Genomic DNA, 14761 nt, shown 5'->3' with positions numbered 1-14761 from the left:
CTGTTATGAACCTTGTTATTCCAAGTCAATCACACAATTGAAGGCCACGACAACACGATCTTGCTGGCCAAAATAGGGCAACGCCGAGTGCTTAAGGTAGGATGGAAAGATGACGACTTGGCCTTCGGTCGGTGAAAAGTCCCAGAAGCCTTGACCGCCTAAATACGCCGTGCCAGGGTCTGCATAGTGCTCGGCATTAACTCGTGGATCATAAAAGCGATTGACGCCATTGCGTTGCTCAAGATTGGCTTCGCCTGGTTCTAAATAATAGATACCGCACCATGAGCAGTTCGGATGCGAGTGCGCATCGTGGTAGCCGCCGTTTTGGGTAATGTGGTACCAAGACTCAATCACATGGGCGTACACGTCACACTCTTCGGGCCAGTGTGCATGATTCACCTGCAGGGCGATGTCCGCGACCAGCTCTTCAACGCTACGGCGTAGCTCCATCACTTCTGGTACGTCGTCCTCTAAGAAATCCAGACGGCTCTCAGAAAGGTTATGTTTGGCTTGTACTGCCACGGCACTGTCGATGGCATTATTTTGATCTTGCTGGCGCTGATAAATGTGTGCCAGCAAAGCGTCTTTTAGAAATTCATGGTCAGCCAGCTGAGTGACAAATAGTGGCGTGGTCCAAGTATTGAAGGTTTCGATGGTTGGCGTTTCCATAAGGCATTCACAAGGATTGATTAGAAACGCAAAGTGTAACAGAGATCAGCGCTTAATGAGCATGGCTCCACTGCAGCGCATCTTGAAACTGGTCAAAGGTTTTGATTTCGCCCTGCATAAACCAGTTGCCGACGCGAGCAATCAAATGATGCCACGGACGTGGGTTATAGAGCGCAATACGTTCAAATTCACTGCTGTGTTTGTGCATCCAGATAATATCTTCCCATGCACTGCGCACATCGATTTGGCCTAAATCGCTCAGGTCAACCAAAGCGCGCACTTTGGGGGTGTTGATGGAATACAGCGCAGCGACTAGGCGTGGTTCGATGCTTAAGTAATCTGCAGGTGTTAATTTACCTGATGGTTTAAAACGCAATAACAACGTCTGTTGGTGACGTTCCACGTTAAGCTCAATACCTGAATCAATCACTGGGTGGCTTAGTTCCGTTTTCATTGGGGTGCTATCCGTAGCCTAAATAGGTAAGTAGAAGAAAGATACTATACGTCCTTGAGGGTGTTATTGGATCATCAAATCCGCCAAAATGGTAGCGCCTACGACGGGCTTCCATTGTTATTTAATAAAGGCCATGATTTATGCATACATTAGCAGGATTGCTAACACAATATTTTGGCTTCGATCAGTTTCGCGAAGGACAGCAACAAACGATCGAACAACTGTTGGCAGGGCATTCTGCCTTGTCAGTATTTCCCACCGGCTCAGGTAAATCCTTGTGCTACCAACTCACCGCGACGCAGCTGCCGCACCTGACTTTGGTGATTTCACCCTTGATTGCCTTGATGCATGACCAGCTGGCGTTTTTGCAAAGCAAGGGCATTCCTAGTGCGAGTCTCGATTCGACGCAAACCAAAGAAGAAAGCCAAGCCGTCATGCAGCAGGTGCGCGACGGGCAGATCAAAATCTTGATGATCTCGGTGGAGCGTTTTAAAAACGAACGCTTTCGTCGCTTTATCCAGGGGGTGCCGATTTCCATGCTGGTGGTGGACGAAGCGCACTGTATCTCTGAGTGGGGCCATAACTTCCGCCCAGACTATTTAAAGCTGCCGCAATACCAGCAAGAGCTCAACATCCCATTGGTACTGTTGCTGACGGCGACCGCGACACGTCGCGTGCAAAAAGACATGGCGCTTAAGTTCAACATCGCCCCAGAGCACATCGTGCAGACTGGCTTTTATCGTCAAAACTTGGACATCGACTTGATCTCGGCCCAAGGCCAAGACAAACAAGCGTTGTTGCGCCAAGTGCTCAATGAAACGGACGGCGCGGGCATTGTCTATGTCACGCAACAAAAAACCGCCGATGAGTTGGCCGCAAGCTTACAGCAGTCCGGATACTCAGCGGTGTCGTACCATGCGGGGTTGGGTAACGAAGTACGGGCTGCGATTCAAAACGATTTTATGGCTGGGCAAACGCGTATCATCGTTGCCACCATTGCTTTTGGCATGGGCATCGACAAGTCTGATATTCGCTTTGTCGTACATTACGATTTACCCAAATCGATCGAAAACTACAGCCAAGAAATCGGCCGTGCCGGGCGTGATGGCCAGCCGAGTCGTTGTGTCATGTTAGCGAGTCTCGATGGGCTTCATGTCTTAGAAAACTTCGTTTATGGCGACACGCCAGAGCCCCATGCCATCCAAGCGTTACTGCAAGAAATCTTTAGTAATACGGTCAACGGTGAATGGGAAACCCAAGCCTACGGCTTATCCCAGACCACGAATATCCGAGCGCTGCCGCTGAAAACTCTGTTAGTACAAATGGAGCTCGCAGGTGCGATTATGCCGCGCTATAGCTACTACAGTGATGTAAAACTCAAATGGAATCAAAGCCTTGAGCAAATTCGCGCAGCGTTGCCTGGCGAGCAGCAAGCCGTGTTTGAGCAAGTTGCGCAGCACACAGTATTTAAGAAGATCTGGGGCGTGCCAGACTTTGAGCGTTTGCAGCAACAAGGTGTAGAGCGTGGCCAAGTCTTGAGTTTACTAGAGCAGCTTGCGGATCGTGACTTGATTACCTTAGAAACCAAAGGGCTGACCGAAGTGTACGGCGTGCGCACAGAGTTGCTAACACCGACGTTGGCAGAGGCGCTGCAAAACTATGTGGCGCAAAAGGAAACCTCTGAAATTGAGCGCATCGCCACCATGATTCGCTTCTTTGAACTGAACCGTTGTTTGAATCATAACTTGGCGCGCTACTTTGGCGATGCGAACGCACCGGAGCACTGCGGGCATTGCTCTGTCTGTCGTGGCAATGTGCTATCGCTGGTGAAAAATGAAGACTATCAAGTGATAGATAGTCTCGCTTCAGACATGCAAGCTGCCAAACTTTGGTTGTTGCAGAAACTGCCGCAGAACCAAGTGACGCCAGTGCTGTTAGCCCGCTTTATGGCAGGTTTGACACAGCCTGTGTTTACCAAGCTCAAGGCGCGTCAGCAGCCAAGCTTTGCTAAGTACGAAGAGGTGGCTTACAGCACCTTATTAAAGCAAGCAGAAAATCTCTGAGATGCTACACTAGCGCCGTCTTAATGTTTGTTAACACGGTGCTTTTGTATGAGTTTTTCCACCCTAGGTTTGCACGCGGATGTGCTGTCTATTCTTGATACGCTTGCCTATGAAACGCCAACGCCGATTCAGCAAGCGGCGATTCCTGACGTACTCGCGGGTCATGATGTGATGGCGGGCGCGCAGACGGGGACCGGTAAAACCGCGGCGTTTGCACTGCCGTTGATTCAACGTCATCTAGAGCGTGGGCCAGCGCCAAAAAGTATTCGTGTGTTAGTACTGACTCCGACGCGAGAGCTTGCGCAGCAAGTGCACCAAAGCTTTGTGAAATACAGCCAAGGCTTAGGTCTTAATGCTGTGGTGGCGTACGGTGGCGCCAGCATTAATCCGCAGATCGAGGCCCTGAATGCTGGCTGCGATGTCTTGGTGGCAACGCCCGGGCGCTTGCTGGAGTTGGCGATAAAGCAGCTGATTGATCTGAGTAGTGTCGAGACATTGGTATTAGACGAAGCCGATCGCATGCTTGATATGGGCTTTATCATCGATATCGAGCGCATCCTTAAACGCCTGCCTGACACGCGCCAAACCTTGTTCTTCTCAGCGACCTTTAATGATGACGTGTTTGCCTTAAGCAAAACTCTGTTAAACCAGCCAAAGCTGATCGAAGTCGCCGAGCGTAACGCGGCGGCCGCGCAGGTAGAGCAACGTATCTACGAAGTCGACAGCAAACGCAAAGCAGGCCTAGTGGCGTATTTAATCGGCTCTAAAAATTGGCAACAGGTGCTGATCTTCACGCGCACCAAACAAGCAGTCGATGAGCTTACTAAAGAGCTGGGCAAAGATGGCATCAAAGCCGCAGCCGTGCATGGGGACAAATCGCAAGGGGCACGAGATCGTGGCCTAGAAGAATTTAAAACCGGCCAAGTGCGCGCCTTAGTCGCGACCGATGTGGCCGCTCGCGGGCTCGACATCGAGCAGCTGCAATACGTGATCAACTATGAGCTGCCGTACAACGCCGAAGATTATATTCACCGTATCGGTCGTACTGGCCGTGCGGGTAAAGCAGGCTTAGCTATTTCTCTGGTCGCGCCAAAAGAGAAGTACCTACTGGAAGACATTGAAAAGCTCACTGGCGAACACTTTGTGCCGCAATGGCTGGAAGGCTTCGAGCCAAACTTAATGGCGCAAGAAGAGAGCACTAGCTCGAAGCGCAAACCTTCAAAAAAAGCACTGCGTGCTAAAGCGTTAGGCCAAGGCGGAAGTGGCAAGTCCAAAACTGGCAAGCCGCGTCGTCGTTAACCCATGGGTGAGGTTTTGATTGTTATGACGATCAAGGCCACCTACTATGTGGCTTAACCGATCACACTTACTATAAAGAGATGCATCATGGACCTAGATATCCAAACTAAAGCCTTCGCAGGCGTCGAATTTCAAGTCACTGTCGTGGATGGCATTGGGTACTTTAACCAAGCCGAGCTGCTGGATATCAGCGATCGCATCATGACTGACAAAGCCAAAATTACCTTTGTCGACATCGCCGAAGCGCAAAAATACCTCGACGATCATCCACAAGTGTTTGCTGAAATGCGTAAGTGGAGCCCAGAGCCTGGCATCGCTGCCACGGTGAAACTGGGCTAAGCCCCATTAAGCAGCAGAGGCCACTTCAATAAACCACTTGGGTTCCATTTCAAAGAAGTCGGTGCGGACGTTGGAGTCTAGATAGGCGGCGGAGTCGAGTACCACGGCGTCGCCGTCGACGCGTTTAAATACTACCCAGTGCCAGCAAGGCTGCTCACCTTCTTCGTTGTATTTGATCGCCAGTAAGGCAGTATCTGGTAGGTCATCCCATAGGGTGAAGGGCTGTTCGCTGTCGGATGTGCTGACGCCTGCTTGGCGTAATAGAGTGCGAACGTATTGAGTGTCAGAGTAGAGCGCTGGGTCGTCAGCGTAGATGCCAAGATCGTTGGCGATGGTTTTCATTTCCGGATATGTCTTGCCCAAGATATTAGCGACTGCGGCGATACCACAGCCAGAGGCTTCTTGCTGCACAACAGGGGAATTCATACTCTCTTCCTTACACAATGTCTTAGTAGCAAGAGAGTAACGAATTTACGCGGTTAGACCAATGGTAATTTGATCAAATTACGACGCCATCACCCAATTAGTCGCTTCTTCTTTGCGTTTGAAGACTTTTAGGTTTGGTGAGATCAGCCAGCTCATGGTGCTAATCATCAAGTTTTGCCAGCGGCGTTTGCCGAACACCGCAATGCGATCAAATTCCGAGCCAATTTTTAAGCCGTGTACCAGCTCGTGCCAAGCGCTTTTAGCACTCATGCTTTGTAAGTCGCTTAGGTCGACCAGCAGCGCAATGCGTGAAGATTGGATCGAGTAGACGGCCGCTTCCAGCATAGAAGACAACTTTTCAAAGTCGGCATCGGTTGGCTGGCCAGATGGCTTCATATTTAAGATTAGTGTGTCTTGGTGACGCTGTGCATTGAGTGAAATAGTACTGGTTTGGTGTGTCATCATCTGGCCCTCCGCGCTGTTTGATTCGATAGGTTCAATGTAACCCAAAAACCGCTTCAGGAAAGTTGATTAGCTGCGTATCAATTGTCAGCAAAAATTGGCGCTTGCAGGACTTTGGTCATAGCGAGCAGCAAATAAGAATAAATGTGATTCTCAAGTATGGGAAAGATCAAGAAGTGAGACGTGTGCGTACAAAAAACGCCTCACAAGGAGGCGTTTTACAGTGCTAAGAGAGAATGCAACTTAGTCTTTAATATGACGCACACCAAATACGCCGTAGGCTGCGACGATTAGGAAACACGCTGCAGGCACAACATACGACACGGTCGCACCGTAAGCATCGATCGCGGCGCCTTGTACCATTGGCATAATCGCACCACCTAAGATGGCCATTACTAGACCCGCTGAGCCAAATTTAGTGTCCTTACCTAAACCATTAAGCGCGATGCCGTAAATGGTTGGGAACATCAAAGATAGACACGCAGACAGTGCCACAATTGCCCACACACCACTCATATCCGCCGCTTGTGCTGCGTATAAAGACAGTGCGACACCCGCAAAGCCCAATAGGCTTAGCAGTACGGTCGGACGGAAGATGCTGATCAACCACGTCATGACGAAGCGTGAAATCAAGAATACGATCAAGCTGTATTGCAGGTAGTCTGCGGCACTGGCTTCGCTACCGCCAATTGCTTCTTGCACGTATTGAATAGTAAAAGTCCAAACACAGGTTTGTGCGGCAACGTTAAAGAATTGTGCGACGACACCCCAGCGGTACTGTGGCAGCTTCATAAGACGTTTCAGCGTATGCGTGAAGCCATCGTGGGTTTCTTGTTCGGCACTGGTGCCCGCGTTTTCGGTGCGTGGCACTTTAATGAAGGCAATCAGCAGCCAGATCACCAGCAATACCAAAGCCATGCCGACATAGGGTGTCATCACTGCTTGCAGCTCTGCAGCGCGTACGGCGTTGAGTGCGTCCTGTGTCATCGCGGCACGCTCTTCAGCGCTCGCTGTGTTGAGGTTTGGCAGAATCAAGGCACCGGCCAAGAAAACACCGATATTAGTGCCCACTGGGTTAAACGCTTGCGCTAGGTTTAAACGGCGAGTGGCGTTCTCGCGTGGCCCCATAGCCATCACAAAGGGGTTGGCCGAGGTTTCCAAGATCGACATACCCGCTGCCATAATGAATAGCGCCGCTAAGAAGAAGCCGTAGGTCATCGAGATGCTGGCTGGGTAAAACGCCAGTGCGCCTAAGAAGGCCAGGCCTAGACCTGTCAAAACACCGGTTTTGTATGAGTAACGGACGTTAATAAAGGCAGCTGGCAGCGCCAAGCAGAAATAAGCGCCGTAGTAGGCAAATTGCACCAGTGCGGATTGGAAATTGCTCATGGTAAAAATCTTACTGAAGACTTTTACCAAAGGATCGGTCATATTGGCCGCCACACCCCATGCAGCGAAACATGTGATCAAGAGGATAAATGCCAAACGCATGTTGGCATAAACGAAAGGCTGTCGTTCGTTGGATTGCATAAGATTCTGCCTGTGTATTGTTTTTATTACGGATTGTAATGGGCTCTTATTAAGCCGTTTTAACGCATCAGGGCAGAACCTTAGGCGGCGATTGATGATGAATGATTAACAAGGCGCGATTAACTTGCAATAAATGTGCAATATAAGGTGTTTTGTCTAGGCTTAACCTCATGCTGTCTCAAGCTAGCGGGAGCTTGACTGACTAAAATCAGAGCAAAGTGATCAGGTGCCGTCTATGCTGTAAGAAACAACCATAGGAGTGCAGTATGAAATTCGGATTAGTCGATCGCCAAGGGTATGTTCCGGATATGAATTACGGTAGCAGCGGCCGCGAGTTGGCTTGCTTTGTACCGTCGGACTATGACTTTGAGCAAGTGGAATATAATAATGGTGAAGGGGCGGTCAAAATAGATGGCCATATCTGGCGCTTCTTCTTTACCCACGAAGGCATCGGGGTCGAGTTGGTCGAAGGCATCGTGAAACTACAAGAAGCGCAAACCTTCTTAAATAACGTCAAAGAACATATTTGGGGCCATAAGCATCAAGAAGTGCAGGTGTTTATCTCGGGGATGACGCCTGATTAATTGTTGATAAGCGCTTAATTTATACACATAAAAAAACCAACCGTTTAGGTTGGTTTTTTTATAGCAAAATTTCTGCGGTAAAGTATTCAGCAAAAATGGTGTTCAAAGCACGCTACTAGTACATCCATGTAAGCTCTGTATCGGCATCCATGCCTCTAAAGGCTTTGAAATCCATTATTTTGCTTAATAGGCAAATACACAGAGGGGAGTGTTAATAACTTAAGCACTTATCCACTTCATTTGCCGCACCTAACACCACGGCCACACGTTGGTGGATGCCTTCTGGCTCAATGTCTAGGATGCGTTGAGTATGGGTAAAGGCTTTACCGCCCGCTTGTTCGAGTAGCATACCCATTGGGTTGGCTTCGTACATCAGGCGCAGCTTACCGGCTTTAGCCGGGTCTTTGCTGTCCCATGGGTAGATGAAGATGCCACCGCGACACAAGATACGGTGTACATCACCGACCATTGCCGCAACCCAGCGCATGTTGAAGTTTTTACCACGTGGGCCGTCTTTACCCGCAACGAGGTCAGTCACGTAGCTTTGCATTGGCTCAGCCCAGAAACGCTGATTCGACATGTTGATGGCGAACTCTTGGGTTTCTTCAGCAACGCGCACATTATCACGGGTTAGGATGAACTCACCTTGATCCACATCTAAGGTAAACATGGCTACGCCATTGCCTGTCGTAAATACCAACATAGTCGATGGGCCGTAAAGGACATAGCCTGCCGCCACTTGCTCTTTACCAGGCTTTAGGAAGTCTTGCTCAGTGGCTGGCTCATCACCGGTTTGGCGGTAGATCGAAAAGATCGTGCCGACCATGGAGTTGATGTCGATGTTAGAGGAACCATCTAGCGGGTCAAAGGCAATCAAGTATTCGCCGTCGGTATTGGCTGGCACGATATCGTCTTCTTCTTCCGAGGCGATGGCGCGTACCGCTGGCGAGGCCAATAATGAACTCTTAAGCATGTTGTTGGAGATCACATCGAGCTTTTTCTGCTCTTCTCCTTGAACGTTTTCGTTGCCAGCCATTCCTAGAATGCCGGCCAGTGAGCCTTTCTTCAGCGCGCTGGAAATTTCAATGCAAGTTTGTGTTGTGACTAACAAAACTTCCTGCAATGATGCGGAAGAAGAATCAGACGCTAAAAACTGAGACAGGCTTTGCATAGCATAAGGTCCTTTACTAATTATTCGTATGGGCGAAATTATGCCACCCCGCGCCTGTCGCGTCAGCCAACAGCGATGAAAAAGCGAATATATTTTGAGCCCTTGACGTGGCCATAAGGAAACCTTGATGGATTACTTACTGCATTATCTGAAATTAGATGGAAATGGTGGCGCAGAACGTCTTACCACGTTGCCGACAGAAGTCCCTAATGAGGGCGCTCACTGGGTGCATTTAGATTGCTCCCATGAAGACGGTCGTGACTGGTTAGACGCAATCGACAGTGTGCCGGAAGCGGTGGTCGATGCGCTGTTTGCTGATGAAACGCGCCCGCGTACCGTCAAAATGGGGCAAGGGGTGTTGGTCACGTTGCGTGGCGTGAATCTAAACCCTGACTCAGACCCTTCTGACATGGTGGCATTACGCTTATGGATCACCCCTCACTTTATTGTATCTTGTCGCCGTCGCCGCCTGTTATCGGTGGTCGATCAAGTGCGCCAGCTCGAAGAAGGCGAAGGGGCTGAAAATATCGCCGATCTGGTCGCGACGCTTACGCAAACACTGACCGCACGTATGGCAGGCGTGATCGACAGCTTAGAAGATACATTGGGCGAGCTGGAAGAAGAAATGAGCGAGCAAGTCCAGCCAGAGCAGCGTGCCATTTTGGTTGAGCGTCGTTTGCAGACCGTGCGTCTGCGACGTTTCTTGGTGCCGCAAAAAGAAGCCATTTCGCGCCTGCCGAGTGAAGTGCAAGCGTGGGCGACCAAAGATCAGCTGGCGCAAATTCAAGAAGCCGCCAACGATATCACCCGTTATGTGGAAGCGCTGGAATCACTGCGTGAGCGTTGCTTGTTGATGCAAGAAGAGTTTGCTAACCACCAAGCAGAGAAAATGAACGCGCGCATGTACGTGCTATCGATCTTGTCCGGTATCTTTATGCCATTGGGCTTTTTAACAGGCTTGTTTGGGATCAACGTGGGTGGTTTGCCAGGAGTCGAGAACGGTAGTGCGTTTTGGATCTTCGTCGGCGTATTAGTACTGATGGGTATTGGCCAATACGTGGTTATGCGCAAGAGTCGCTGGTTTTAAAGATTTAGCCGTAGTTGACTAACGAGTCACCCGTCTTATTTGTAGCGATCTCCAGAGCTTGCTCGTGGAGCGAAAAATAATGATGGGTGACTCGTTGAGTCAGGCTGATTGCTTAAGGCTTCAGCGTGGTTACACCAGACTGAGTACCAAGCAATAAAACGTTGGCTGGGCGCGAGGCGAACAAGCCGTTTGTGACCACACCAACGATTGCGTTGATCTGCGTTTCCAGTTTCACTGGATCAACGATCTGCATGTTGTACACATCTAGGATGTGGTTGCCGTTATCCGTGACCACGCCTTCACGGTAAACTGGATCACCGCCAAGTTTTACCAACTCACGTGCCACGTAGCTGCGCGCCATTGGGATGACTTCTACTGGTAGTGGGAAATCGCCCAGTACTTTTACCAGCTTAGACTCATCGGCAATACAAACGAATTCTTCTGCTACCGCTGCAACGATCTTCTCACGTGTTAACGCCGCACCGCCGCCTTTGATTAGGTGTAGATTGTCATTGGACTCATCGGCGCCGTCGACATAGACACGAATTGAGGCAACAGAGTTTAAGTCATAGACCGGAATGCCATGGCCTTTAAGACGCTCGGCAGACGCTTCTGAGCTGGCGACCGTGCCGTCAAAAAGATGTTGTTGCTTGGCCAATTCATCAATAAACATATTGGCGGTAGAGCCGGTACCGACACCGACAATGGTCGTTTCTTCAAGAAGGGGCAGAATGTATTTGACGGCGGCAATCGCCACTGCTTGTTTTAATTCATCTTGCGTCATGCTGAGCAAACCTATGACTGTAGTTATGAGTAATGGTGACCCGTGTGGGTGGCTTCATTATAGACAGTAAATTTGGCCATTGTTACCCCTCTAGGACGAAGTTGCCGTGTTCACGCAAAAAGCCGTCAAATCACGCCTAGGGCTTTGCTCATAAGGGCTGGAAAGAGTATATTTCGAGTTCGTTTTTAAGCAGTATCCTATCTCAACACACCACAGCTTGGTGTTTCTTTGCATAGAAAAAAGCAGGAAAGTATATGCCTCACACGATCATCAAAAAAATTCTACAGGCACCGGTTTACGATGTCGCAGTAGAAACGCCCGTTTCTCGTGCTACGCAGTTGTCATTGCGCACGGGCAACGACATTATTTTGAAGCGAGAAGACTTACAGCCAGTGTTCTCGTTTAAGATTCGTGGCGCATATAACAAGATTATTCAGCTTTCACAAGAAGAGCGCGCTAGAGGTGTGATTGCCGCGTCTGCAGGTAACCATGCTCAAGGTGTGGCGCTGGCAGCGAAGAAACTCGGCATCAAGGCGACGATTGTGATGCCAGAAACCACGCCTGATGTGAAGGTGAATGCTGTGCGTGCCCGTGGCGCAGAAGTGGTGTTGGCGGGGGATGCGTTTGATGCCGCGTTTGCCAAATCCCAAGAAATCATGGCGCAAACGGGTCAAGTGTACATTCACCCGTTTGATGACATTGATACCATCGCCGGACAAGGCACGATTGGTATGGAAATCATGCGTCAGATCGAAGGCGACATCGATGCGGTGTTTATTCCGGTTGGTGGCGGCGGCTTGATCGCTGGCGTATCGGCCTACATCAAATACCTGCGTCCAGACATCAAGGTGATTGGTGTGGAGCCAACGGATGCGGCTTGCCTTAAAGTAGCATTGGATACCGGCAAACCGACGCGCCTAGCGCAAGTGGGGATTTTTGCTGAAGGCGTCGCAGTGGCAGAAATCGGCCAAAATACTTTTGCGATCGCTAAAGACAACGTCGATGAAGTGATTACCGTCAGCACCGATGAGATGTGTGCGGCGATCAAAGACATCTATGACGATACTCGCTCGATCACCGAACCTGCGGGCGCTTGTGCCTTAGCGGGCCTTAAGAAATACATCGAACGCGAAGGCGCGAAAGGCCAGCGTCTGGTTGCGATTAACTCCGGTGCCAACGTTAACTTCGACCGTCTACGTCACGTCTCTGAACGTGCTGAGTTGGGTGAAAAACGTGAAGCTATCTTAGCGGTGAAAATCCCAGAGGCGCCAGGTAGCTTTAAGAGCTTCTGCCAAGCGTTGGTGGGCCGCTCAATTACTGAATTTAACTACCGCTATGGCGATGACCAAGAAGCGGTGATCTTTGTCGGTGTGGCGCTCGGTGGTAGTCCGCATAGCCGTGAAGAGCTACTGCATGACTTGCGTGATTACGAGATCGTCGATTTAACCGACGACGAAACCGCCAAGGTGCATGTGCGTCATATGATTGGCGGTCACTTGCGCAGTGATAAAGGCGAGCTGTTATACAGCTTTGAATTCCCTGAGCGCCCAGGCGCGTTGTTGAAATTCTTAAACACCTTGGGCGGACACTGGAACATTTCCATGTTCCATTACCGTAATCATGGCGATGCTTACGGTCGAGTTTTGGTGGGCTTACAAGCGGTCGGCGAAGAGACCGATGTGACCCGTTATTTAGACGAGCTAGACTACCCGTACCAAGACGAAAACGATAACCCTGCATGCAAGCTGTTCTTTCGCTAATTGCACGAAAATCGGTTATCATAGCGCCAACTTCTAATGACACTTCAACCCTCTGGTGAAGACATGTCAGTCGCTTAAGTTAGGGTATTTAGAAAGCAACTACTGATCACAAGCATTAAGCCCATGGATGGGCGATACGCCCGTCGCGGGCATGGATGCCCGCCCGGGCGGTGCTGTGATCGGTAGTCTGCTTTCCTCCTTAAAATCGTGGGTCAACGACTGCTTCACCAGAGGGTTCTGTATTTTAAAATGGGTTTTTTGTGAATATTCAAACGCTTTTAAATCAACGTATTCATTCTGCTATGGTCGCTGCGGGTGCAGCACAAGACGCGCCAGCGCTGGTACGTCAGTCGGCTAAAGTTCAATTTGGTGATTACCAAGCCAATGGCATCATGGGCGCGGCGAAAAAGATCGGTACTAATCCGCGTGAATTTGCTGCCAAAGTGCTAGAGCAATTGGATCTGTCTGATGTGGCCGATAAAGTCGAAATCGCAGGCCCAGGTTTTATCAACATCTTTTTGAAAAATGACTGGTTGGGCGCGACGCTAGCGGATCTGCGTGATAGCGATCGTTTGGATGTGACAGTTGTCGCTGAGCCACAAACCGTAGTCGTGGATTACTCAGGGCCAAACCTTGCCAAAGAAATGCACGTCGGTCACTTACGTTCAACCGTGATCGGTGATGCTGTGGTGCGTACCATGGAGTTCTTGGGGCACAATGTCGTGCGTCAAAACCACGTGGGTGACTGGGGCACGCAGTTTGGCATGTTGCTAGCGTATATGGAGCGTTTGCGTGCTCAAGATGCGCAAGTCAGCATGGCGTTGTCGGACCTTGAGACGTTTTATCGTGAAGCGAAAATCTGCTTCGACGAAGACGAAGCGTTTTCAGTGCGTGCACGTGAGCTTGTGGTGTCGTTGCAGTCGGGCGATGAAGAATGCTTGAAGCTTTGGAACGAGTTCATCGAAGTCTCGTTGCAGCACTGTGAAGAAACCTACCATATGTTAGGCGTATCACTGGCACGTAAAGACGTGAAACCAGAGAGTGCTTACAACGAAGACCTACCAAAAGTGATCGCAGATCTAGACGCACAAGGCTTGATCAAAGATGACCAAGGCGCGAAGTGTGTCTTCTTAGAAGAGTTTGCCAACAAAGACGGTGACATCACGCCGATCATCGTACAAAAAACCGGTGGTGGTTTCTTGTATGCGACCACAGACTTAGCGGCGCTGCGTTACCGTCAAAGCCAGTTAAATGCTGATCGTGTGTTGTACTTTGTCGATGCCCGCCAATCGTTGCACTTCCAGCAGATCTTTACCTTGTCGCGCAAAGCAGGCTTTGTAAAACCAGAGACGAGCCTTGAGCACATGCCATTTGGCACCGTGATGGGCAGTGATGGTAAGCCATTTAAGACACGTTCAGGTGGTGTGGCGAAGCTGTCGGCACTATTGGAAGAAGCGCAAGAGCGTGCCTTCCAATTGGTGGCGTCAAAGAACCCTGATATGCCAGAAGAAGAGCAGCGCAACATCGGCCGTGTGGTGGGTGTGGCGTCGGTTAAGTACGCGGATTTGTCTAAGAACCGTACTTCTGATTACGTGTTCAACTGGGATAACATGCTGAGCTTTGAAGGCAATACTGCACCTTACTTGTTGTATGCCTACTCGCGTGTGGCCAGCATTGTACGTCGCTCAGAAATGGACGTGGCGAACTTCCAAGCGCCGATCCATGTGGTCGAAGATCAAGAGCGCGCGTTGGCCGTGAAACTGTGCCAGTTTGAAGAAGCGATCCAGCAGGTAATTCATGATGGTATGCCGCACTTCTTGTGTGCTTACTTGTATGAATTAGCTGGTATCTTCATGAGCTTCTACGAAGCGTGTCCAATCTTGAATGCCGAAGACGAAGTGAAATTCAGCCGTCTACAATTGGCCTTGAATACAGCGTCTACGCTGAAACAAGGCTTGGAGCTATTGGGTATCGAAACCCTAGAGCGCATGTAATAGCGCCAAGCATTAGATGCTTTAAAGCCCGAGCATGGACGCATGCTCGGGCTTTTTTTATGTCTCTTGGGAGGGATGGTTAAGTCAGTCGCTGATCATAATGGCTCCGAAGCCATTGTGCGTCGCCGCCTCGCTGATG

General features: G+C 50.0%; 14 protein-coding genes. 7 read left to right on the top strand and 7 right to left on the bottom strand.

Translation table 11 applies throughout. The annotated features are described in order from the left end of the window. Positions 1–15: 15 nt before the first annotated feature. Positions 16–669, bottom strand: a complete 654-nt coding sequence (locus tag JQX58_RS13405; RefSeq protein ID WP_204147378.1) for a TIGR02466 family protein — start codon at positions 667–669, stop codon at positions 16–18. Positions 670–721: 52 nt separating this feature from the next. Next, on the bottom strand, positions 722–1123 hold the full coding sequence (locus JQX58_RS13400) for a SpoIIAA family protein (RefSeq protein WP_204147377.1): 402 nt from the start codon (positions 1121–1123) through the stop codon (positions 722–724). A 140-nt stretch (positions 1124–1263) separates the two neighbouring features. Here JQX58_RS13400 and JQX58_RS13395 point away from each other — a divergent pair, with 140 nt between their 5' ends. The 3 genes from JQX58_RS13395 (at position 1264) to JQX58_RS13385 (ending at position 4824) form a co-directional block, all read left to right on the top strand. Further along, positions 1264–3186 (top strand): RecQ family ATP-dependent DNA helicase, encoded by a 1923-nt coding sequence (locus JQX58_RS13395; protein WP_204147376.1) that lies wholly within the window; start codon positions 1264–1266, stop codon positions 3184–3186. A 48-nt stretch (positions 3187–3234) separates the two neighbouring features. Further along, positions 3235–4485: a DEAD/DEAH box helicase gene (locus JQX58_RS13390; protein WP_204147375.1), complete on the top strand. Its 1251-nt coding sequence runs from the start codon at positions 3235–3237 to the stop codon at positions 4483–4485. Positions 4486–4572: 87 nt separating this feature from the next. Continuing rightward, a complete protein-coding gene (locus JQX58_RS13385; RefSeq protein ID WP_204147374.1) occupies positions 4573–4824 on the top strand; it encodes a hypothetical protein in 252 nt (83 codons plus the stop codon). A gap of 6 nt (positions 4825–4830) precedes the next feature. On the opposite strand, the gene JQX58_RS13380 is transcribed toward JQX58_RS13385, so the two are convergent. The 3 genes from JQX58_RS13380 to fucP all read right to left on the bottom strand — a co-directional run bounded on the left by JQX58_RS13380 (position 4831) and on the right by fucP (position 7242). Continuing rightward, positions 4831–5250, bottom strand: a complete 420-nt coding sequence (locus JQX58_RS13380) for a hypothetical protein (RefSeq protein WP_204147373.1) — start codon at positions 5248–5250, stop codon at positions 4831–4833. A gap of 78 nt (positions 5251–5328) precedes the next feature. Beyond that, positions 5329–5715, bottom strand: a complete 387-nt coding sequence (locus tag JQX58_RS13375; RefSeq protein WP_204147372.1) for a SpoIIAA family protein — start codon at positions 5713–5715, stop codon at positions 5329–5331. Positions 5716–5955: 240 nt separating this feature from the next. After that, positions 5956–7242 (bottom strand): L-fucose:H+ symporter permease, encoded by a 1287-nt coding sequence (gene fucP / locus JQX58_RS13370; protein WP_204147371.1) that lies wholly within the window; start codon positions 7240–7242, stop codon positions 5956–5958. A gap of 266 nt (positions 7243–7508) precedes the next feature. On the opposite strand from fucP, the gene JQX58_RS13365 reads away from it, so the two are divergent. Next, positions 7509–7826, top strand: coding sequence for a hypothetical protein (locus JQX58_RS13365; protein ID WP_204147370.1), 318 nt, complete (start codon positions 7509–7511; stop codon positions 7824–7826). 211 nt (positions 7827–8037) lie between these two features. Here the strand turns inward: JQX58_RS13365 and JQX58_RS13360 are convergent, their stop codons facing one another. Beyond that, on the bottom strand, positions 8038–8997 hold the full coding sequence (locus JQX58_RS13360) for a class 1 fructose-bisphosphatase (RefSeq protein WP_204147369.1): 960 nt from the start codon (positions 8995–8997) through the stop codon (positions 8038–8040). A gap of 127 nt (positions 8998–9124) precedes the next feature. Between JQX58_RS13360 and JQX58_RS13355 the strand changes: the two genes are divergently transcribed. After that, the gene (locus JQX58_RS13355; RefSeq protein ID WP_204147368.1) at positions 9125–10084 is read left to right on the top strand and encodes a zinc transporter ZntB; all 960 of its coding nucleotides are present in this window, start codon (positions 9125–9127) and stop codon (positions 10082–10084) included. Positions 10085–10196: 112 nt separating this feature from the next. Here JQX58_RS13355 and rpiA read toward each other — a convergent pair whose 3' ends face one another. Continuing rightward, positions 10197–10868, bottom strand: coding sequence for a ribose-5-phosphate isomerase RpiA (rpiA, locus tag JQX58_RS13350; protein WP_204147367.1), 672 nt, complete (start codon positions 10866–10868; stop codon positions 10197–10199). A gap of 254 nt (positions 10869–11122) precedes the next feature. On the opposite strand from rpiA, the gene ilvA reads away from it, so the two are divergent. After that, positions 11123–12628, top strand: a complete 1506-nt coding sequence (gene ilvA, locus JQX58_RS13345) for a threonine ammonia-lyase, biosynthetic (RefSeq protein WP_204147366.1) — start codon at positions 11123–11125, stop codon at positions 12626–12628. A 260-nt stretch (positions 12629–12888) separates the two neighbouring features. Further along, complete coding sequence (gene argS, locus JQX58_RS13340; protein ID WP_204147365.1) at positions 12889–14622, top strand: arginine--tRNA ligase; 1734 nt, start codon at positions 12889–12891, stop codon at positions 14620–14622. Positions 14623–14761 lie beyond the last annotated feature (139 nt).

It is taken from the genome of Marinomonas ostreistagni, from assembly GCF_016888445.1.
Lineage (GTDB): Bacteria > Pseudomonadota > Gammaproteobacteria > Pseudomonadales > Marinomonadaceae > Marinomonas > Marinomonas ostreistagni.
This window is presented reverse-complemented; position numbering and strand designations above follow the sequence as displayed.

Bases quoted from the DNA above. Each gene is read 5' to 3' on its own strand.
- rpiA (WP_204147367.1), bottom strand. From the start codon at position 10,868: ATGACGCAAGATGAATTAAAACAAGCAGTGGCGATTGCCGCCGTCAAA.
- fucP (WP_204147371.1), bottom strand. From the start codon at position 7,242: ATGCAATCCAACGAACGACAGCCTTTCGTTTATGCCAACATGCGTTTG.
- JQX58_RS13400 (WP_204147377.1), bottom strand. From the start codon at position 1,123: ATGAAAACGGAACTAAGCCACCCAGTGATTGATTCAGGTATTGAGCTT.
- JQX58_RS13355 (WP_204147368.1), top strand. From the start codon at position 9,125: ATGGATTACTTACTGCATTATCTGAAATTAGATGGAAATGGTGGCGCA.
- JQX58_RS13395 (WP_204147376.1), top strand. From the start codon at position 1,264: ATGCATACATTAGCAGGATTGCTAACACAATATTTTGGCTTCGATCAG.
- JQX58_RS13380 (WP_204147373.1), bottom strand. From the start codon at position 5,250: ATGAATTCCCCTGTTGTGCAGCAAGAAGCCTCTGGCTGTGGTATCGCC.
- JQX58_RS13385 (WP_204147374.1), top strand. From the start codon at position 4,573: ATGGACCTAGATATCCAAACTAAAGCCTTCGCAGGCGTCGAATTTCAA.
- ilvA (WP_204147366.1), top strand. From the start codon at position 11,123: ATGCCTCACACGATCATCAAAAAAATTCTACAGGCACCGGTTTACGAT.
- JQX58_RS13360 (WP_204147369.1), bottom strand. From the start codon at position 8,997: ATGCAAAGCCTGTCTCAGTTTTTAGCGTCTGATTCTTCTTCCGCATCA.
- JQX58_RS13405 (WP_204147378.1), bottom strand. From the start codon at position 669: ATGGAAACGCCAACCATCGAAACCTTCAATACTTGGACCACGCCACTA.
- JQX58_RS13390 (WP_204147375.1), top strand. From the start codon at position 3,235: ATGAGTTTTTCCACCCTAGGTTTGCACGCGGATGTGCTGTCTATTCTT.
- JQX58_RS13365 (WP_204147370.1), top strand. From the start codon at position 7,509: ATGAAATTCGGATTAGTCGATCGCCAAGGGTATGTTCCGGATATGAAT.
- JQX58_RS13375 (WP_204147372.1), bottom strand. From the start codon at position 5,715: ATGATGACACACCAAACCAGTACTATTTCACTCAATGCACAGCGTCAC.